Origin of the sequence: Variovorax sp. V116, from assembly GCF_041154435.1 — a bacterium.
Taxonomy (GTDB): domain Bacteria; phylum Pseudomonadota; class Gammaproteobacteria; order Burkholderiales; family Burkholderiaceae_C; genus Variovorax; species Variovorax paradoxus.
In genome coordinates this window covers 4990377-5009778 of the sequence record NZ_AP028661.1, presented here as the reverse complement: position 1 = coordinate 5009778, position 19402 = coordinate 4990377, and the positions used below count along the sequence as shown (strand labels likewise).

General features: G+C 69.2%; 16 protein-coding genes. 11 read left to right on the top strand and 5 right to left on the bottom strand.

Features of this window, described 5'->3' with window-relative positions; genetic code table 11:
• The first annotated feature begins 73 nt into the window (after positions 1–73).
• The 5 genes from ACAM58_RS23900 (at position 74) to ACAM58_RS23880 (ending at position 4403) form a co-directional block, all read left to right on the top strand.
• The gene (locus ACAM58_RS23900; protein ID WP_015867569.1) at positions 74–1345 is read left to right on the top strand and encodes a Glu/Leu/Phe/Val dehydrogenase; all 1272 of its coding nucleotides are present in this window, start codon (positions 74–76) and stop codon (positions 1343–1345) included.
• Between the two features lie 31 nt (positions 1346–1376).
• Entirely contained in the window at positions 1377–2030 is a 654-nt protein-coding gene (locus ACAM58_RS23895) for a nucleoside/nucleotide kinase family protein (RefSeq protein ID WP_369663688.1), read from the top strand.
• Positions 2031–2113: 83 nt separating this feature from the next.
• Positions 2114–2806, top strand: a complete 693-nt coding sequence (locus ACAM58_RS23890) for a DUF2242 domain-containing protein (protein ID WP_155736568.1) — start codon at positions 2114–2116, stop codon at positions 2804–2806.
• 50 nt (positions 2807–2856) lie between these two features.
• Positions 2857–3348: a MarR family winged helix-turn-helix transcriptional regulator gene (locus ACAM58_RS23885; protein ID WP_018906600.1), complete on the top strand. Its 492-nt coding sequence runs from the start codon at positions 2857–2859 to the stop codon at positions 3346–3348.
• A gap of 5 nt (positions 3349–3353) precedes the next feature.
• Complete coding sequence (locus tag ACAM58_RS23880) at positions 3354–4403, top strand: aromatic acid exporter family protein (RefSeq protein ID WP_244883464.1); 1050 nt, start codon at positions 3354–3356, stop codon at positions 4401–4403.
• 6 nt (positions 4404–4409) lie between these two features.
• Here the strand turns inward: ACAM58_RS23880 and rocF are convergent, their stop codons facing one another.
• Both rocF and ACAM58_RS23870 read right to left on the bottom strand, forming a co-directional pair.
• Positions 4410–5333, bottom strand: a complete 924-nt coding sequence (rocF, locus tag ACAM58_RS23875; protein ID WP_015867564.1) for an arginase — start codon at positions 5331–5333, stop codon at positions 4410–4412.
• Positions 5330–7423 carry a prolyl oligopeptidase family protein gene (locus ACAM58_RS23870; protein WP_369663687.1) on the bottom strand — a complete coding sequence of 698 codons (2094 nt, stop codon included), beginning with the start codon at positions 7421–7423 and terminating at the stop codon, positions 5330–5332. Before ACAM58_RS23870 ends, rocF begins: the two co-directional genes overlap by 4 nt.
• Positions 7424–7576: 153 nt before the next feature.
• Here ACAM58_RS23870 and ACAM58_RS23865 point away from each other — a divergent pair, with 153 nt between their 5' ends.
• The 5 genes from ACAM58_RS23865 (at position 7577) to ACAM58_RS23845 (ending at position 12039) form a co-directional block, all read left to right on the top strand.
• Positions 7577–9250, top strand: coding sequence for a wax ester/triacylglycerol synthase family O-acyltransferase (locus ACAM58_RS23865; protein WP_369663686.1), 1674 nt, complete (start codon positions 7577–7579; stop codon positions 9248–9250).
• A gap of 137 nt (positions 9251–9387) precedes the next feature.
• The gene (locus ACAM58_RS23860) at positions 9388–9945 is read left to right on the top strand and encodes a hypothetical protein (protein WP_062364305.1); all 558 of its coding nucleotides are present in this window, start codon (positions 9388–9390) and stop codon (positions 9943–9945) included.
• A gap of 17 nt (positions 9946–9962) precedes the next feature.
• Positions 9963–10493: a phasin family protein gene (locus tag ACAM58_RS23855; protein WP_307595579.1), complete on the top strand. Its 531-nt coding sequence runs from the start codon at positions 9963–9965 to the stop codon at positions 10491–10493.
• Positions 10494–10543: 50 nt separating this feature from the next.
• On the top strand, positions 10544–11179 hold the full coding sequence (locus tag ACAM58_RS23850; protein ID WP_307595580.1) for a TetR/AcrR family transcriptional regulator: 636 nt from the start codon (positions 10544–10546) through the stop codon (positions 11177–11179).
• An 86-nt stretch (positions 11180–11265) separates the two neighbouring features.
• The gene (locus tag ACAM58_RS23845) at positions 11266–12039 is read left to right on the top strand and encodes a triacylglycerol lipase (RefSeq protein WP_015867558.1); all 774 of its coding nucleotides are present in this window, start codon (positions 11266–11268) and stop codon (positions 12037–12039) included.
• 12 nt (positions 12040–12051) lie between these two features.
• Here ACAM58_RS23845 and ACAM58_RS23840 read toward each other — a convergent pair whose 3' ends face one another.
• The 3 genes from ACAM58_RS23840 to ACAM58_RS23830 all read right to left on the bottom strand — a co-directional run bounded on the left by ACAM58_RS23840 (position 12052) and on the right by ACAM58_RS23830 (position 17702).
• The gene (locus ACAM58_RS23840; protein ID WP_369663685.1) at positions 12052–15276 is read right to left on the bottom strand and encodes a bifunctional cytochrome P450/NADPH--P450 reductase; all 3225 of its coding nucleotides are present in this window, start codon (positions 15274–15276) and stop codon (positions 12052–12054) included.
• A 434-nt stretch (positions 15277–15710) separates the two neighbouring features.
• A complete protein-coding gene (locus ACAM58_RS23835; protein ID WP_369663684.1) occupies positions 15711–16973 on the bottom strand; it encodes a branched-chain amino acid ABC transporter substrate-binding protein in 1263 nt (420 codons plus the stop codon).
• A gap of 30 nt (positions 16974–17003) precedes the next feature.
• Complete coding sequence (locus ACAM58_RS23830; RefSeq protein ID WP_369663683.1) at positions 17004–17702, bottom strand: TetR/AcrR family transcriptional regulator; 699 nt, start codon at positions 17700–17702, stop codon at positions 17004–17006.
• Positions 17703–17788: 86 nt separating this feature from the next.
• On the opposite strand from ACAM58_RS23830, the gene ACAM58_RS23825 reads away from it, so the two are divergent.
• Positions 17789–19402 (top strand): AMP-binding protein, encoded by a 1614-nt coding sequence (locus tag ACAM58_RS23825; RefSeq protein WP_369663682.1) that lies wholly within the window; start codon positions 17789–17791, stop codon positions 19400–19402.

Here is a 19402-nt window from a genome sequence, read left to right as displayed (position 1 = left end):
GCGCATAAGACATGGCGCGGCGGGCGCGAGAGGTCTATCGTTGCGGCCATCCATTCCAACCAAGGGATCTCCCATGAGTGAAAAGCTCTCCTTCGTCAATCCGACCGCCAACAGCCCCTGGGGCACCTACCTTTCGCAGGTCGACCGCGTGGTGCCCTACCTCGGCCCGCTGGCCCGCTGGGTCGAGACGCTCAAGCGCCCCAAGCGCGCGCTGATCGTGGACGTGCCGATCGAGATGGACGACGGCACCATCGCCCACTTCGAGGGCTACCGCGTGCAGCACAACATGAGCCGCGGCCCGGGCAAGGGCGGCGTGCGCTTCCACCCCGACGTCACGCTGGAAGAAGTGATGGCGCTGTCGGCCTGGATGACCATCAAGACCGCCGCCGTCAACCTGCCGTACGGCGGCGCCAAGGGCGGCATCCGCGTCGACCCGAAGAAGCTTTCGCTGCAGGAGCTGGAGAAGGTCACGCGCCGCTACACCAGCGAGATCGGCATCATCATCGGCCCGCACACCGACATTCCCGCGCCCGACGTCAACACCAACGCCCAGATCATGGCGTGGATGATGGACACCTACTCCATGAACGTCGGCGGCACCGCCACCGGCGTGGTCACGGGCAAGCCGCTGCACCTGGGCGGCTCGCTGGGCCGCGTCAAGGCCACCGGCCGCGGCGTGTTCGTCACCGGCCGCGAAGCGGCGCGCCGCCTGGGCCTGGACCTGCGCGGCGCGCGCATCGCGGTGCAGGGTTTCGGCAACGTGGGCTCGGTCGCGGCCGAACTCTTTGCCGAGGCGGGTGCCAAGATCGTCGCGGTGCAGGACCACACCGGCACCATCGTCAACAGCAACGGCCTCGACCTTGCGACGCTGATCCCGGTGGCCAACAAGGAAGGCGTCGTCGCCTTCAAGGGCGGCGACGTGGTGCCCAACGAAGCCTTCTGGGACGTGGCCTGCGACATCCTGATTCCCGCGGCGCTCGAAGGCCAGATCACCGCCGAACGCGCACAGAAGACCAGCGCCAAGCTGGTGCTCGAAGGCGCCAACGGCCCCACGGTGCCCACGGCCGACGACATCCTGGCCGAGCGCGGCGTGCTGGTGGTGCCCGACGTGATCTGCAACGCCGGCGGCGTGACGGTTTCGTACTTCGAATGGGTGCAGGACTTCTCGTCCTTCTTTTGGGACGAGGACGAGATCAACGTGCGCCTGGACCGCATCATGATGAAGGCTCTCAACCAGATCTGGGACACGGCCGACAGGCACAAGATCACGCTGCGCACGGCGACCTACGCGGTGGCCTGCGAGCGCATCCTGATGGCCCGCCAGGAACGCGGTTTGTACCCCTGATCCGCTGAAGCCAAGGTTGTACGCTCGGGGGATGAGCATCTCTCCCGAGCAACAACTTCCGTCCATTCCCGCCGACGCCCTCGCCCGCCTGCAGGCCCTGATGGCCGACGGCCGGCGCAAGCTGCTGGGGCTGGTCGGCGCACCCGGCGCGGGCAAGTCCACGCTTGCGCTGGCGCTGCTGCGGGCCGTGGGCGCCGGGCGCGCGCAGGTCGTGCCGATGGATGGCTTCCACCTGGCCAACGTCGAGCTGCAGCGGCTCGGCCGCGCCGGCCGCAAGGGCGCCCCCGACACCTTCGACAGCGCCGGCTACGTGGCGCTGCTGCAGCGGCTTCGCATGCAGGGGCCGCACGACCCGATCGTCTACGCGCCCGAATTCCGCCGCGAGATCGAGGAGCCGATCGCCGGCGCCATCGCGGTGCTGCCGCAGACCCAATTGGTCATCACCGAGGGCAACTATCTTCTGCACGACGACGGTCCCTGGGCCGGCGCGGCGGCCATGCTCGATGAGGCCTGGTACGTCGACATCGACGACGCCGTGCGCGAAGAGCGCCTGCTGAAGCGCCACCAGCAGTTCGGCCGCAGCGCCGAGGCCGCGCGCGACTGGGTGGCCGGCACCGATGCACCCAACGCACGCCTGATTGCCGCCACGCGCGGACGGGCGCACCACGTGCTGCACTGGTCCTGAAAATTCGCGCCGCCGGGGAACACCGGCGCCCGGGCATGCTCGAAGCTTCGCCGGCGGACACGCCGGTTAGGATTCGCCGCTCCATGACCATGCCTCCCCTTTCCACTTCGGTTCTTTCCGTCCTTCGCACGCCCGTTCTGGTCCTCGGCCTCGCGTCCCTGCTGGTGCTCGCCGGCTGCGGCAGCAATGGCGGCACGCGCCGCGTGTCGTACGAGACCGAGGAGTTCGACTCCACCACCACCCACACGCGCACCTACGCCGCCACCGAAGCCCAGACCTGCGAAGCCGCGCGCCGTGCGCTGCTGAGCCAGGGCTACATGATCAGCGCGGCCAACGCCGACCTGGTGACCGGGCGCAAGAGCTTCCAGCCGGCGTCCGAGGTGCATGTGGAGGTCGAGTTCCGCGTGGTGTGCGCACGCGAGGGCGGCAAGGCCGGCAAGCGCAGCACCGTGGCCTTCGCGACCGCGCTGCAGGACCGCTACGGCATCAAGAAGGTCAACAACTCGGCCAGCGTGGGCGTGGGCGCCTTCGGCTCGCTCTCGCTGCCCTTTGCCGGCAGCGACGACGCGATGGTCAAGGTGGCCAGCGAAACGCTCACCGACGAGCTGTTCTACGACCGCTTCTTCGCGCTGCTCGACCGTTTTCTCGAAGGCCAGGGCGGCGAAGAGCCCGACGTGCCGAGCGTGGCGCCCGAGGCGCCGCGGCCCGCCGCGCCGCTGAACCCTGCGGCGCCGGCCACCACCTTTCCCGTGAAGCCGGTGCCGAATCCGGGCTGAGCGTCCTGCGGCCGCCGCGCCAGATAGCAAGATGCGTCTTACAATCTGGCATGGCTTCCAACCTCGACTCCGCCGACGCGCTGCAGTGCGCCGCGCGCCTGCGCACCGCGGTGTCGCAGTTCTCGCGCCAGCTGCGCAGCGGCCCGGCCGCGCCCGACGGCCCGAGCGTGGCCAAGCTCAGCGTGCTGGGCCAGCTGCACCGGCACGGGCCGTGCACGCCCACCGCGCTCGCGGCGCATGAACGCGTCAAGCTCCAATCGCTGACCCGGCTGCTGGCCGAACTGGAAGCCGAGGGCTGGATCGGCCGCGCGCCGCATGCCACCGACGGGCGCCAGTGGCTGCTGTCGCTCACGCCCGAGGGCCTGCGCCGGCTCAAGGCGCTGATGCGCTCGCGCGAGGCCGCCCTGGCCCGCGCCATCGGCGCCACACTGGGCGCCGAACAGCGCGCGCTGCTGTTGCAGGCCTGCGGGCTGCTCGACCGCATCGCCGGCGCACTCGAAGAGGGCGGCGAGTCCTCGACGGGCGCGGCGCGGCCGCGATGATGCCGATGGCACCGGCCCTGCAGCGCATCGGCGGCTTCTGGCGCGAGGGCCGCTGGCGCGCGGGCGCGCAGCTGGCGGCCGCGGTGGCGCTGGCATGGTTGGTGGCCGTGGCGATGCGGCTGCCCGAGAGCTTCTGGGCCGTGATGAGCGTGCTGATCGTCATGCGGCCGAGCGCCGGCGGCACGCTCGGCGCGGGCTGGGAGCGCCTGCGCGGCACGGCCGCCGGCGCGCTCTGCGGACTCGCGGGGGTCTACCTGCAGCACCGGGGCGCGCCGGTGCTCGCGACCACGCTGGCCACCGTGATGCTGCTGGCCTTTGCCGGCGCCGCGCTGCCGGGTTTTCGCAGCGCGCCGGTGGCCGCGCTGCTCATTCTTTCGGCCGGCGCCATCCCCGGCCACTCGGCGCTCGACGTGGCGCTGCTGCGCATGCTGCAAATCGGCATCGGGGTGGGCGTGGCGCTGGCGGTGGCGCTCGTCGCGTCGGAGTACCGCGCGGGTCCGCGCTTCGATGCGGGTTGTGCCGCGTTGCTGCGCGGCATGGCGAAGCGCCTGGCCACGCTGGCCGCACTCGGCCCGGGCGACGCTGCCGGGCTGCCTGCCGAGTCCGAGGCCGAGCGTGCCAATGCCGCCGCGCGCGCGGCGCTCGCCCGGCTGGCGCTGCTCGCGGGCAGTGCCGACCTGGAAGCCCGCTGGTGGCGCCGCGGCGCTGCCGTGCCGGCGGCGCAGTCCTGCCGCAGCAAGGCGCGGCTCGCGGCGCGGATCTTCCAGGACGCCACCGTGCTCGAACGCATGCTGCGCCGCATGCCGGCTGGCGGCGCAGCGTGGCAGGACACCGCCCGGGCCGCGGCCGCCGCGCTCGCCGCCATGGCCGATGCGCTCGATGGCCAGGGCGTGCCTGATCTTGCCAAGCTTGCGCAGCTCGCACGCCGGCATGAGTCGCCGGGCGCCTCGTCCGCCTTGCTGCTGCTGGCGGCACCGGTGTGCCTGCTGCTCGAAGACCTGCAGCGCATGCAGCGCTGTGTGGCGGCAGCGGCATCCGCGGCATCCGCGGCCTGAAACCGCTCAGCGCACCAGCGTCGACTTTCCGAACAGGCTCTCGATCAGCTCCACCGCCACTTCGGCGGTCTGGTTGCGCACGTCGAGCGCGGGGTTCAGCTCCACCACGTCGACCGAGCCGAGGCGGCGGGTGTCGGCGACCATTTCCATGCACAGCTGCATCTCGCGGTAGGTCGGGCCGCCGCGCACGCCGGTGCCCACGCCGGGCGCGATGTTCGGGTCGAGGCAATCCAGGTCGAAGCTCACGTGCAGGTGGGTGTCTTCGTCCACGTCCTGCAGCGCCTCGGTCATGGTGGTGCGCATGCCGTGCTCGTCGATGTGGCGCATGTCGAACACATGCAGGCCGAGTGTGCGGATGGCGTCCTTCTCGTCCGCGTCGACGCTGCGGATGCCGATGAAGCGGATGGCATCGTGCTCCAGCGCCGCGCGCTCGCCGCTCCAGCCGGTGAGCGCCGCGGGCCCGTGGCCCAGCAGGCAGGACACGGGCATGCCGTGCAGGTTGCCGCTCGGGCTGGTGGTTTCGGTGTTGACGTCGGAGTGCGCATCGAGCCACAGCACGCGCAGCTTCTTGCCGCGCTTGCGCACATGCCAGGCCACGGCGCTGATCGAGCCGATGGCCAGGCAGTGGTCGCCGCCCATCATGAGCGGCACGTGGCCGGTGCCCAGGGCGGTGTCGACGGCGGCGTAGACGGAGCGGTTCCAGGCAATCACCTCGTCGAGGTGGCGCAGGCCGTTGGCCGGCGCGGTCCACGGCGTGGCGGGGCCCGCGAGGTTGCCGCGGTCGATCACGGTGAAGCCCTGCCGCGCGAGCGCCTCCGGCAGCCCGGCCACGCGCAGCGCATCGGGGCCCATGCCGGCGCCGCGCACGCTGGCGCCGACGTCGGTGGGCGCGCCGATCAGTTCGAGGGTGGTGCCGTTGTCGTTGCTCATGCGGATGTCCGTCCGATGTGCTCCCACAGGTAGGCGTAGCCCAGGGCGTCCATGAAGGCGGCCTCCTTGTTGTCGGTGGCCGCGCTGTGGCCGCCTTCGATGTTCTCGTAGAAGCTGCTGTCGTAGCCCATGGCGGCCAGCTTCGCATGCATCTTGCGCGCATGCACCGGGCCCACGCGGTCGTCGCGCGTCGACGTGGTGAAGAGCGCCGGCGGATAGGGCTGGCCTTTCTTCGCGTTCTCGTAGGGCGAGAAGGCCTGGATCCAGGCCCATTCTTCCGGATCGTCCGGGTCGCCGTATTCGGCAATCCACGAGGCGCCGGCCGACAGATGCGTGTAGCGCTTCATGTCGAGCAGCGCCACCTCGCTCACGATGGCGCCGTAGAGCGTGGGATACAGCGTGAGCATGTTGCCCATCAGCAGCCCGCCGTTGCTGCCGCCCATGGCGCCCAGGTGCGGCGGCGAAGTGATGTTGCGCGCGACGAGGTGCTCCGAAACCGCGGCGAAGTCCTCGCAGGTGCGCAGGCGGTCGCGCTGCAGCGCGGCCTGGTGCCAGCGCGGCCCGTACTCGCCGCCGCCGCGGATGTTGGCCACCACGTAGACGCCGCCCCGCTCGAGCCATGCGCGGCCGATGGCGCCGCTGTAGCTGGGCTGCAGCGAGATCTCGAAGCCGCCGTAGGCGTACTGCAGCGTGGGGTTCCTGCCGTCGGCCTGCAGGTTCCTGGGCGCAATCTCGAAGTAGGGCACGCGCGTGCCGTCCTTCGAGGTGGCGAAATGCTGGCTCACGCGATAGCCGGAGGCATCGAAGAAGGCGGGGCTGTCCTTCAGCGGCTCGGGCTCGCCCCGGCCGATGGTGCCGATGTAGAGCGTGGTCGGTTGCAGGAAGCCGCTCACGGTCAGGAAGTAGTCGTCGTTCTCGTCCTCGTCGACGCCGCCGGCCGCGATGGTCGAGAGCTCGGGCGCGCCGCCCAGGCCCTCGCGCTTCCATGCCTTGGAGCCGGCCTGCGGCGTGAGCACTTCGAGCCGGTTCACCACGTCGTGCATCACGTTGAGGATCAGGTGGTGGCGGGTCCACGAATAGTCGTCGAGCGCGGTCGTGTCGTCGGGCTCGAACAGCACGGTGATCTCGCGCCGGCCGGCCATGTAGTCGTCGAAGCGCATTGCCAGCAGCGAGCCCGGCTTGTAGGTGGTGCCGCCCACGGTCCAGGGGCTGCGCGGCTCGACCAGCATCCACTCGCGCGTGACCTCGGTGCTGGCGTCGTCGGGCACGTCGATCTTCACCAGCCGGCCGTCGCCCGTGCGCAGCCAGGTCTCGCTGTCGTAGAAGTCCATCTGGCGCGAGACGAAGTCGCGCTCGAAGCCCGGCGTGTTGTCGCGCCAGGCGCTGACCGTCATGTCGTCCTCGCCGCCCTCGTAGACCGTGGCCGCGCTTTCCAGCGGCGTGCCGCGCTTCCATTCCTTGACGATGCGCGGGTAGCTCGAACCGGTCATCGAGCCGGGGCCGAAATCGGTGGCCACGTAGAGGTGGTCGATGTCTTTCCACGCCACGTTGCTCTTGGCCTCGGGCAGCGTGAAGCCGCTCGCGACGAACTGCTTGAGCTCGAGGTCGAACTCGCGCACCACGTTCGCATCGGCGCCGCCGCGCGAGAGCGAGACGAGGCAGCGCTTGTAGCCGGGCTGCAGGCAATCGGCGCCATGCCAGACCCAGTTTTCCTTGTCGGCCTCGGCCAGCGCGTCGAGGTCGAGCACGGTTTCCCAGTCGGACTGGGGCTTGCGGTATTCGGCCAGCGTGGTGCGCCGCCACAGGCCCTTGGGGTTCTTCTTGTCGCGCCAGAAGTTGTAGAAGAGCGGGCCGATCTTGCGCACCATCGGAATGCGGGCCTCGGAGTCGAGCACTTCGAGGATGCCCTGCTCCATCCGCTCGAAGGCGGGCGAACGCGCGTAGCGCTGCACGGTCTTCGCGTTGTGCTGGCGCGCCCATTCGAGCTGTTCGGCGCCGTCGATGTCTTCGAGCCACTGGTGCTCGTCGGTCTGCGTGGAAGCGGTGGATGTCATGGGCGCAGTGTACGAATCCGCCGTGAAGAAAGGCATGCCTGCCGTCAGGGTCGGCCGAAGCTACTGAATTCATAGCGCACCGCGCGCCGGCCTAGTGACAAACCCGCGTTCGGCCGTTTGGCCTCGATGCGCGGGGCTCCCACGGGTATCCTGCCGGACGGCGCCTGCGCACACAAGGAGACACGACACATGAAACACCTGAGCGGTCTTGATGCCACCTTCCTGCACCTGGAAACCCCCGAGATGCCGATGCACGTGGGCTCGCTCAACGTGCTCGACCTGCCCAAGGGCTACAAGGGCGATTTCTACGAGGATGCCAAGCAGTTCATGTCCAGCCGCATCCACCTGGCCGACGTGTTCACGCGCAAGCTCGCGCTGATGCCCTTCGACATGACCAACCCGGTGTGGGTGGCCGACGAGGACATCGACCTCGACTACCACGTGCGCCACATCACGCTGCCCAGGCCCGGCACCAACCGGCAGCTGCAGCAGTACGTGGCGCGGCTGCATTCCACCTTGCTCGACCGCAGCCGGCCGATGTGGGAGTTCTTCATCATCGACGGCCTGAAGAGCGGCCAGGTGGCGCTCTACACCAAGGTGCACCATGCGGGCATCGACGGGCAGGCCGGCGTGGCGCTCGGCAAGGCCATCTTCGACCTCGAGCCCACGGGCCGCGTGGTCAAGCCGCCGCGCGCCCGCGCGCGCAGCAGCGGCTACCAGCTGGGCATGGCCGAGCTTGCGACCGCGGCGCTGCGCAACACGGCGCAGCAGTACGTCAAGCTCTTCAAGATGGCGCCGGCCATCGCGCGCGCGCTCGGCGGCCTCGCCAAGCCCGACGAGAAGGCGGCCGAGAAGGACGCCGCCACCGCGCCCAAGAAGTTCAACCTGTTTGCGCCGCGCACCTCGCTGAACGTGTCGATCACCAACCAGCGCACCTTTGCCGGCCGCACCATCTCGCTGGCCGAGACCAAGCACATCGCCAAGCACTTCGGCGTGTCGCTCAACGACGTGGTGATGGCCACCGTGGCCGGGGCGTTGCGCCACTACCTGGCCGACAACAACGAGCTGCCCGCCAAGCCGCTGGTGGCCGGCGTTCCCGTGAGCCTGCGCGAAGCGGGCGACGACACGGCCAACAACCAGGCCAGCATGATCCTCGTGAGCCTGGCCACCGACATCACCGACCCGGTGCAGCGGCTGAAGGCGATCAACGCGTCGTCGACCAGTTCGAAGTCGACCATGAACCGCTTCAAGGCGGTGATCCTCGACGACTTCCCGACCTTTGCCGCGCCCTGGCTGGTGTCGGGCATCGCCTCGATGGTGGGCCGCTCGGGCCTCGTGAACCTGCTGCCGCCGGCTGCCAACGTGGCCATCTCCAATGTGGCGGGCGCGCCGTTCCCGATGTACTTTGCGGGCGCGCTGGTCACCAGCTACTACCCGGTGTCGATCGCGAGCCACGGCACCGCCCTCAACGTCACGGTGCAGAGCTACAACGGGCGCATGGACTACGGCCTCATCGCCTGCCGCCGCGCGGTGCCCGACATCACCGAGATTGGCGACTACATGCTGGCCGAGCACCAGCTGCTGCTGGGCCTGACGCAGACGCATCCCGCGGCGGCGGGCGCGGCGCCCGCGAAGGCAGCGGCGGCTCCCGAGCCGGCGCCCGCCGTGAAGGCGGCGCCCAAGCCGGTTGCAAAAAAGGCGGCGGCGAAGAAGCCGCCGGCCGCCAAAGCCCCCGCGGCCAAGGCACCGGTCGCCAAGACCGCCGCCAGGAAGGCACCGGCCAAGACAGCCGCACCCAAGGCCGCGCCGCGCAGCAAGCCCGCGGCGCCCGCCAAGCGCGCCAGGGTGGCCGCTGCGGCATGATCGCCAGGCACGAGGGCCGGAAAATTGGGGCAGTTGGACTAGTTTTCCGACTGTTCTAGCTTTCCAGGCCTAGGCACTCTGGAAGAAGATCACTTCATCGCGAACCCAGCGACCCGATCAACTTCCAGGAAATCCACATGACCACCACGCAAGCCTCCTTCTCTTCCGCCGCCATCCACGTCATCGGCCAGTACAACGACGCCGGCAAGACCCTGGTGGGTGCCTACCGCGCCGGCGTCCATCGCCTGCTCGGCGGCGCCGCGTCGCGCTACAGCGAATTCCTCGGCAGCCGCCAGATTCCGCTGGTGAGCGAGCAGGTCAAGGCCAACCTGATCGGCGCGCAGGAAAAGATCAACGGCTTCCTGGCCAACCGCCTGGACATCGACACCGGCCGCATCGTCTCGGTGATGGACCGCGTCGCCGCGGGCACCACGAGCGGCATCGAAACCGTGGCCGGCCGCGTGGCGCGCGTCGAGTCGCCCGTCGTCACCTCGGTGGTCAAGACGCTGAATGCGCTGAACCAGCCGATCGCCAACGTGTCGGTGCAGATCGCCGACAAGGTCGCTGCCGGTGCCAGGCAGATCGAAGTGCGCGTGAGCGGCACCGAAGAAGCCAAGCCCGTGCGCAGCGTGAAGGCCAAGGCCGCCGCTGCCAAGAAGCCGGTTCGCCGCACCGCCGCCCGCAAGGCGGCCTGACCCTGGAGCAACAACGCATGGCGACCCACCCCGATCCGACGGACGATTCCAGGAAGAAGAGGGCGGCGCCTGCGAAGCCTGCAAGGAAAACTCCTGCGGCCAGGAAGGCGCCCGCAGCCGGGAAGAAGGCTGCGGTATCGAAGAAGAGAACGGCTGCTGCCGCACCGGACACCGCGCGGGGCAAGAAGGCCGTCGGCGCCGAGGGCCTGCTGCGCGCCGGCCTGAAGGTGCTCGGCAATGTGCGCGACGACGTCGCCAAGCGCCAGGCCAACGTGATCGAGGGGCTGCTGGGCATCGGCCAGGCCAGGTTCGATCCGGCGGCGGGTGCCAAGGCCGCGGTTCCCCGCGGCTTTCCGGGTCTCGACAGCTTCGGCCTGCGCAAGTTCGAGGACGTGTTCGACCAGCGCGTGGCCACCGCGCTGCAGCGCCTGGGCATGCCCAGCGCGGAAGAGGTGCAGGCGCTGCGCGAAGAAGTCATTCGGCTGCGCGAACGCCTCGCGCAACTCGAGCCCAGGAACGCCGGCCCGCGCGGCAGCGGCAAGCGCTGAGCGCCGGCAGCCCGGCGAAGCACCGACGCACGCAGCAGCACCAGCCGGTTGTGGCCAGTTCCAACACCACGCGCGACCGCATCCTGCAGGCCAGCCTCGCGCTGTTCAATGCGCAGGGCCTGCCGGCCGTGTCCACGCACAAGATCGCGGCCGAGCTCGGCATCAGCCCGGGCAACCTGCACTACCACTTCAAGGCCAAGCAGCTGATCGTCGAGTGGCTGTTCCGGCGCTTCGAGCAGCGGCTCGAAGTGCTCGACGGCTCCGCGGGTTCGATCACCGCCATCGACGATCTCTGGCTCGCGCTGCACCTGCGCTTCGAAGCGATCGACCAGTACCGCTTCATCTACCGCGACATGGCCTTCCTGGCCGGCGAATACCCGGCGCTCGGCCAGCGCGCGCAGGCGCTCACCGCGCAGAACCTGCTGGCGGCGCAGGCGCTGTGCGAAGGGCTGGTGGCCTCGGGCGTGATCGAGACCAGCGCCGAGCAGGCCCGCATCCTCGCCCTGCAGATGGTCTTCACCACCACCTGCTGGCTCTCGTTCGAACGCCTGGTGCCGGGGCGCGACGCGCTGGCGCAGGCCGACCCGGGATTGGCGGCCTTCTACACGCTCACCCTGATTTCCCCGTATGTTTCCAGCGAATCGAGGGCTTACCTTGATTACCTGCGGGGCAAATACCTCGGATAAAGATCGCTGTTGTCCGACGGGGCGGTGAAACTTTGGTTCGCCATGCTCGTCCCACAGAACAAAGAACAGAAAGGAAAGCCGCCCTCATGACCACCGCCACCCGAGACCCCATCGCGCCGCCGTCCGGCCTGCTGCTGCTGGCCGAGGCGCGCGCACTCTGGGAAACGGGCGCCGGCATCGCGATGTGGCCGCTGCTGCAGCTCGCGCCGCGCGGCGACGGGCATCCGGTGCTCGTGCTGCCCGGCCTCGTGGCGGGCGACGGCTCCACGCTGGTGCTGCGCCGCTACCTGTGCAGCCGCGGCTACGACGCGCACGGCTGGGGCCAGGGCCGCAACTTCGGCCCGCGCGAAGGCGTGGAAGACGGCATGCTCGCGCTCCTGAAATCGCTCGCTGAAAAGAGCGGCCAGAAGGTCAGCGTGATCGGCTGGAGCCTGGGCGGCGTCTATGCGCGGCTGCTGGCATCGGCGCAGCCGGCGCTGGTGCGCAACGTCATCACCTTGGGCAGCCCGTTCTCCGGCAGCCCGCGCGCCACCAATGCATGGCGCGTGTACGAGGGCGTGAGCGGCCAGAGCTCGCATGACCCGCGCCGCATGAAGTTCGTGCAGCCCACGCCGCCGGTGCCCACGACCTCGATCTTCAGCCGCACCGACGGCGTCGTCGCCTGGCGCTGCAGCCTCGAGAAGCCGGGGCCGCAGGCGGAAAACATCGAGGTGGTGGCGAGCCACCTCGGGCTGGGCGCGCATCCGGCGGTGCTCTATGCGCTGGCCGATCGGCTGGCGCAGCCGGAGGGCGAGTGGAAGCCCTTCAACCGCGGCCTGCTCGGGCCGCTGGTCTATCCCGATCCGAGCCGCAAGGCCTGAGCTGCGGCGGGGCTACGCTCCCGCCCAGACGTCCAGTACGTAGCGCTGGTCGGCAATCATCTGGTCCATCCATGCCGCGCCGTCGTGGCCGTGCCCCCGCGCCAGGTCGGCCAGCGTGCGCCGCACGTCGGGCTCCATGCGCGAACCGTCGCCGCACACGTAGATCACGCCGCCCGCTTCCAGCAGCTTCCACACGGCCGCGCCCTGCTCGCGGATCAGGTCCTGCACATAGACCTTGCGCTCGCCCGCGCGCGAGAACGCGGTGTGCAGCTTCATCAGGCCGCGGTGCGACCAGGCTTCGAGCTCCTCGGCGTAGATGAAATCCTGCTCGGGATGGCGGCAGCCGAAGAACAGCATCGCATCGCCCAGCGCCTGGCCGCGCTCGGCCTGTGCCGCGCGCTCCTGCAGGAAGCCGCGGAACGGCGCAAGGCCGGTGCCGGGGCCGATCATGACGAGTGGGCGCTGCGCATCCTCGGGCAGGCGGAAGCCTTCGGCCGTGGTTTCGCGGATCACGCCGTGCACCGTGTCGCCCGCTTCGGCGCGCGCCAGGTAGTTGGAGCACACGCCCTCGAAGCTGCCCTTGCCCGACAGCGCCGGCGCGCTCACCACGCCCACGGTGACGCTGCAGCGCCCCGGCGTCATCGTGGGCGAGGAAGAGATCGAGTAGTAGCGCGGCGAGAGCGGCGATAGCATTTCTAGGAACACCGCGAACGGCAGCTGGCAGGCGCGGTGCTCCTCGAGCAGGTCGAGCAGCGACCTGCGCCTGTGCAGCACCTGGGCCTTGTAGGCGGCCTGCGAGGCGTCGTCGCTGCCCGAGAGCGCGGCGAGCTTCGGCCGGGTGGCCGGGCACTCGGTGTATGCCGCGAGCGTGGCGATCTGCTTGCGCGTGGCCACGTCCTGCAGCTCGACATAGTCGCCGAGCAGGCGGTCGACCGCAATCACCTGGTCGACCGGCAGCGCGGTCTTGCGGCCTGAGTCGGCATGCAGCCGCACATGCGCGGCGCGGTCGAATCCGAAGCGCGCCATCGCGCGTTCCACCTGCGCCGGGCTGTTGCGCGGCACCACGCTCAGGTGGTCGCCGGCGCGGTAGTCCACGCCCTCGGGCAGCATCAGCTCGACGTGGCGCGTGGAGCGGCCCGCTTCGCCGGCGCTGCCGGGATCTTTCTGCAATTCGCGGTTCTCGATCACGCGCAGCGCCACCGCGCCCAGCGCGTCGACGAGCGCGTTCTTCTGCGGCGGCGGCAGTTCCTCGAGCGTGTAGAGCGGCTCGGCCTCGGCGGGCGTGTCGGCGCCGGACTGGATGCCGAAGGCCTTCACCAGTTCGGGCCAGAGCGCGTCGCTCCAGTCCTGGAAGGCGCCGTCCATGTCCTCGCGCGCATCGCCCTCGCCGCGCGGATGCACCCGCGTGGCGCCGAGCGCCGCCAGCCGCTCGTCGATGCGCCGCGGCACCGCCTGGTAGGTGGCGGCCCAGTCGGTGTTGCCGCAGCCGAAGACGCTGAAGCGCACGCCGTTGAGCGAATCGTCGGCCTTGTCGAGCCAGCGATGGAACTCGGCCGCGTTGTCGGGCGCCACGCCGTTGTACGAGGCGCAGACGATGGCGACGGCGCCATTGGCCGGCAGCCGCTCGGCGTAGTCGTCGAGCGAGGCCACCTGTGTCGAGAAGCCGCGCAGCTCGCCGGCCTCGGCCAGCTGGCGCGCCAGGTCTTCGGCCGTGCCGAGGTTGGAGCCCTGCAGCACCAGGAGCGAGGTGCCGTGCCGCGCGGCCTGCGGCTTGCGCGCGGCGGCCTGCCTGGGCTGCACCGGCGCGGCGGCCGCATCGGCGGTGTTGCCGCGCGGCCGCGTGGCCGGGTCGCGCAGCAGCGCCTTGATCTTCAGGCCTTCCGGCTTGATCGTGAGCGCCTCCTTGATGCGGAGCTTGTAGCCCGTGTGGTCGACGAGGTCGAAGCGCTGCAGGATCATGCCCAGCGTGAGCACCGCTTCCTGCAATGCGAACTGGCGCCCGATGCAGGCGCGCTGCCCGTTGCCGAAGGGCTTGAAGGCATTCACCGGCCGTTCGCGCTCGGCCTCGCGGCTGAAGTGGTCGGGGTTGAATTCGTCGGCGTCCTCGCCCCAGATGCCCTTGTCGCGATGCAGCGCCAGCGCGTGCATGATGACCATGTTCTTCTTCTTGATCGTGTACTGGCCGCCGATGGTCGTGTCTTCCTTCGCGCGCATCGCGATGGCGGGGGCGGTCGGGTACAGGCGCAGCGCCTCCTTCAGCACCTGCATCACGTACTGCAGGCGGTTGACCTGCGCATAGGTCGGCTTCTGCGAGGTGTCGGGGCCGAACACGTTGTCGACCTCGGCCTGCGCCTTGGCCAGCGCCTCGGGGTTCTTCAGCAGGAAGTAGATCGCGAACGAGAGCAGGCCGCTGGTGGTCTCGTGCCCCGCGATGAGAAATTCGATGCACTCGTCGCGGATCATCTTGTCGGTGAGCTTCTCGCCGCTCTTCTTGTCGACGCCCGCGATCATGTAGCTCAGCAGGTCGGGCTTGGTGGCAATGTCGGCCCCGCCCGCGCGGCGCTCCTCGATGATGTCTTCCACCATCTTGTGCATGAAGCGGATGTCCTTGCGCTGCTGCGCGAGCTCCTTCTTGAGCATGAACTCCTCGAGCGGCAGGCCGCGGCGGTTCTGCACCGTCTCCAGCGTGCGCACCATTGCATCGACAAAAGGATGGAAGCCCTCGCGGTAGAACGAATTGAAGCGGTAGCCGAAGCCGCACAGGCCGATGGTGTCGAGCGTGAGCGCGGTCATGTCGCGCACCACGTCCACCTCTTCGTCGAAGTTCAGGCGCTCCCACTTGGTGACCAGCTGGCCCGCGATGTCCAGCATCATCGGGTGGTAGGCCTGCATGGCACGCTGGCTGAAGTTGGCCAGCAGGATGTTGTGCGGCTTCGACCAGGTTTCCTCGTGCGTGTCGGAGGTGAAGAGGCCGTGCGACGCTGCGCGAAGCCGCCGCAGCGCGCCGCGCGTGCTCTTGTCGAAGCGCGCCTCTTCGCACAGCTCGTCGACCAGCGCGGGCGAGGACACCACGATCACCGGCATGCCCGGCATGTCGAGCCAGTAGATGCCGCCGAGCTCCTGCGCGATCTTCCACATGTCGAGCACGGGGGAGTCGGAGCCGATCGACAGCAGGTTGCCGACGAAGGGCTTCTTGGCGGGATGCGGGATCGGATGGAGCGAGTTTTTGCCTGCCATGGGTGTCGTGCCTTTGGAGTGGACCCGCTTCGGAGATTCCGGCGTGTGACTCCGGAGTATCCCGAGGGCACCGGTGGGGGGCAGGACGGGGTTTCCCTTAGGCTGGTTCGGTGCCTTTGCCTTTGTTCGGTGGCGCCGCTGATTCAGGGTGCGCTCCCGCCGACGGGGTGCCTTGCTCCGCGAATGTCCCCCGGCCTGCGGCCTCCTCCTTTATTTCGCTGCGCAAGGCACCCCATCGGCGGGAGCGTGATCAGAGCACTGGTTGATCAGCGGTGCACCCGGAGCGTGTCCTCGTGCACAGAGCATCGGGTGCTCCCCGCAGCGAAATCAAGGAGGAGGGGGCGTAGCCCCCGGGGGACATTCGCGGAGGGGAGTACCCGGTGATCTGTGCACGCGCCCTGAAGGACTTCAGCCGCAACAGCAAGCAGAAGCCCTCAAGGCCGAACCATCTTGCACTCAGACCCCTGCGCCAGCTCGTTGCCCGTATAGACAGCGTCCGTCCGGAAGCCGTAGTTCGTCCCTTCCCAACCCACCTTCACGGTCTTGCCGTCGACCGGCGCGATCGTGTTGACCACCTGCGGCAGCAGCAGCTGGTGGTCCTCGGCACGCATGCGGATCGGCCCCACCACCGAGTCGTAGCTCATGTCCTCGAGCGCACGCGCCACCTTCACCGTGTCGGTCGAGCCGGCCTTGTTGATCGCGGCGGCCAGAAGGCGCGGCGTGAAGTCGATGCGCGGCGCGAGGAAGTCCTTGCCCGTCTTCGCCTTGTAGGCCTTGGCCAGCGCATCGGCGCGCGGCGTGTCGGCCTGCCCCGGATGCCACTCGGCCACCCAGGTCAGCTGCCCGAGTTTGGCCTGCGACACCGCCAGCACCGTGCCCGGCACCGAGCCCGCGCTGTGGTTGAAATAGCGCAGGTTGTAGCCGGCATCGCCCGCGGCCTTGAGCAGCAGCGTCATGTCCTGGCCCCAGTTGCCGGTGATGACCGAGTCGGCGCCGCTCTGCTTGATGTTGGCGATGTAGGGCGAGAAGTCCTTCACGCGGCCGATCGGATGCAGCGTTTCGCCGACGAACTGCACGTCGGGCCGCGCCAGGCCCACCAGCTGGCGCCCGTAGCTCGCCCACTGCTTGCCGTGGGCGTAGTCCTGGTTCAGCAGGTAGACCTTCTTCACGTCCGGCGTCTTCTTGATGTAGTTGGCCAGCGCCTTCATCTTCATCGCCGTGTTGGCCTCGGTCTGGAAGTGCCAGAAGCTGCAGTTCTTGCCGGTCATCTCGGGGTCGATCGACGAATGGTTCAGCACGATCAGCTCCTTGCCCGGATTGCGCTGGTTCCAGCGCGCCACCGACTGCACCAGTGCCGACACCACCGAGGAGCCCGACCCACCCGTGACGATGGCCTGGGCGCCCTGGTCGATGGCCGCCTGCAGCGCGCTCTGGCTCTCCTGCGCCGAGAGCTTGCTGTCGAACTGCAGCAGCTGCAGCTTCGTGCCGCCGAGCACACCGCCCTTGGCGTTGATCTCCTCGATGGCGTACTGCGTGTGCGTGAGCATCAGCTCGCCCACGTTCGCGAACGGCCCTGAGAGCGGGTCGATGTAGGCGATCTTGTAGCTGGGCTGCTGTTGCTGCGCCTGGGCGCCGCCGGCAGCGGCCAGCAGGCAGGCAAGGGCGATCGGCGCCAGTGGCGCGTGCTTGGATTTCATGGTTTGTCTCTCTCGGTTTTTTGGGGGAAGTCAGTCCGGGCTGCGAAGGCCGATCACGCGGCTCGCGAGCTTCGTGAGCTCGGCCGCTACCTCGTCGGGCGAGAGGCGGCCGTTCGGCCGGTACCAGCTGTAGAGAAAGCCCGGCAGGCTGCAGGCCGCGAGGGCTGTGATCTTGGTTTCCTCGAAGTCCAGGTCGCCGTCGCGGCGCGCTTCTTCGAGCAGCGGACAGAGCAGGTCGTAGAAGTGATGTGCGAGCTTCTTCTGCGCCGCGATGTATTCGGGCCGGTACACCTGCGGCTCGCGGTACGGAAAGAAGGCGCAGGGATGGTGCGCAATGGTCGCGCGGATCAGCCGTTCGATGCCTTCGAGCACCTTCTCGCTCGCGCGGCGCGGATCGCCGGCTGCGAAATCGAGCGCGGTGAAGCAGTCGACCGCGGGGCGCCACGACAGCGTTTCGAAGATCTCCTGCTTGTCGCGGAAGTAGTAGTACACGAAGGGCTTGGTCACGCCCAGCGCGCGCACGATCTGCGCCATGGTGGTGTTGGCATAGCCCTGCGCCGCAAAGAGCTGCGCCGCGGCCTGCAGGATGCGCTCGCGCTGCAGGTCGGTGCCCTGCGTGGCCGCGCGCTGGCGCCCGGTGCCCTGGGGCAGGTGCGGCTGTGCCGTGGCGGCGGCCGAGGTTTCGGCCTTGCCAGAGGGTTTGTGCCGTGTCGCGGAAGTTATACCCATGGGTAGGATTGTTGGTGCACCATGCACCCATTGGCAAGCGCTTGGCTCCTGCAGCCGGCTATCGATAACCCTGAGAAAGTGACGCCATGGAGACATTGCCCGACCGTCCGCAACAGCCGCTGCACGAGTACCTGCGCGCCCATGCGCGCGAGCGCGGCGAACGCCCGGCCTGCCTCTGGTACGGCCACGCCATGAGCTGGGCCCAGCTCGACCGCGCGAGCGACGCCTTCGCGGCCCGGCTGCAGGCCATCGGCGTGAAGAAGGGCGAGCCGGTGGTGCTGTTCCTCAACAACTGCCCGCAGTACCTGGTCGCGCATTTCGGCATCCAGAAGATCGGCGCCATCGTCTGCCCGGGCAGCCCGCTCAACAAGGAGCACGAGCTCGCCTACCAGGTCAACGACCTGCAGGCGCGCGTGATCGTCGCCGCCGCGCCGCTGCTGCCGGTGGTGCGCAAGGTGCAGCCGCAGAGCGCGCTCGCGCATGTGTTCGTGGTGCACTACGCCGACCTGCTGCCCGAAGAGCCCGTGCCCGACCTTCCCGCCGAACTGCTCGCCGAGCGCAGCGCCCCGCGCAGCGTGCCCGAAGGATGCGAAGACTTCCTGGCCGTGATGCAGGGCGGCGCGGTGCCCCGGCCGGTGGCCATCGACCTCGACGACGTGGCGCTCATGACCTACACCTCCGGCACCACCGGGCTGCCCAAGGGCGCGATGCTGAGCTACGGCAATGCGCTCTTCAAGACCCGCGCGGCGGCCGACTGCAACGGCGTGGCCGGCGACGACGTGCTGCTTTCCATTGCGCCGCTCTATCACATCGCCGGCATGCTGATGGGCGTGAACGTGCCGGTGCTCAGCGGCGCGGCCTCGGTGCTGCTGCACCGCTTCGATCCGCGCGCGGTGCTGCAGGCCATTGCGCGCTACAAGGTGAGCTGGTGGTACAGCATCGCGCCGATGAACGTGGCCTGCATGCAGGTGCCCGACATCGCCAGCTTCGACCTCTCGAGCCTGCGGCGCAATCCGGTCACGAGCTTCGGCATCGCCTTCACCGAGCCGCTGGCCGCGCAGTGGCGCGCGCATGCGCCCAACTGCACGTCGTTCGAGGCCGCCTACGGTCTCAGCGAAACCCACACCTGCGACACCTATACGCCGCACCATGCGCCGCGCTGGGGCACGCAGGGCGTTGCGGTGCCGGGCGTGTGCATCCGCATCATTGACCCCGACACGCAAGCCGACCTGCCCGCGGGCGAGGTCGGCGAGATCGTGCTTGCGAGCCCCGGCTCCTTCAAGGGCTACTGGAACAAGCCCGAGGCCACGGCGGCCACGCTGCGCAATGGATGGGTGCACACCGGCGACATGGGCAAGCTCGATGCCGATGGCTACCTGACCTTCATCGGCCGCTTCAAGGAGATGATCAAGGTCTCGGGCTACAGCGTGTTCCCCGAGGAGGTCGAGACCATCCTCATCAAGCATCCCGCGGTGGCCCAGGCCGCGGTCATCGCGCAGCCCGATGCCGAGAAGGGCGAGGTGGTCAAGGCCTTCATCGTGCGCAAGCCCGGCGCGGCGCTCGAGGCCGATGCGCTCATCGCCTGGTCGCGCGACAACATGGCCAGCTACAAGGCGCCGCGCGCCGTGAGCTTCATCGATGCCTTGCCGACCACCGGTGCCGGCAAGGTGCTGCGGCGCCTGCTGAAAGACAAAGCCTGA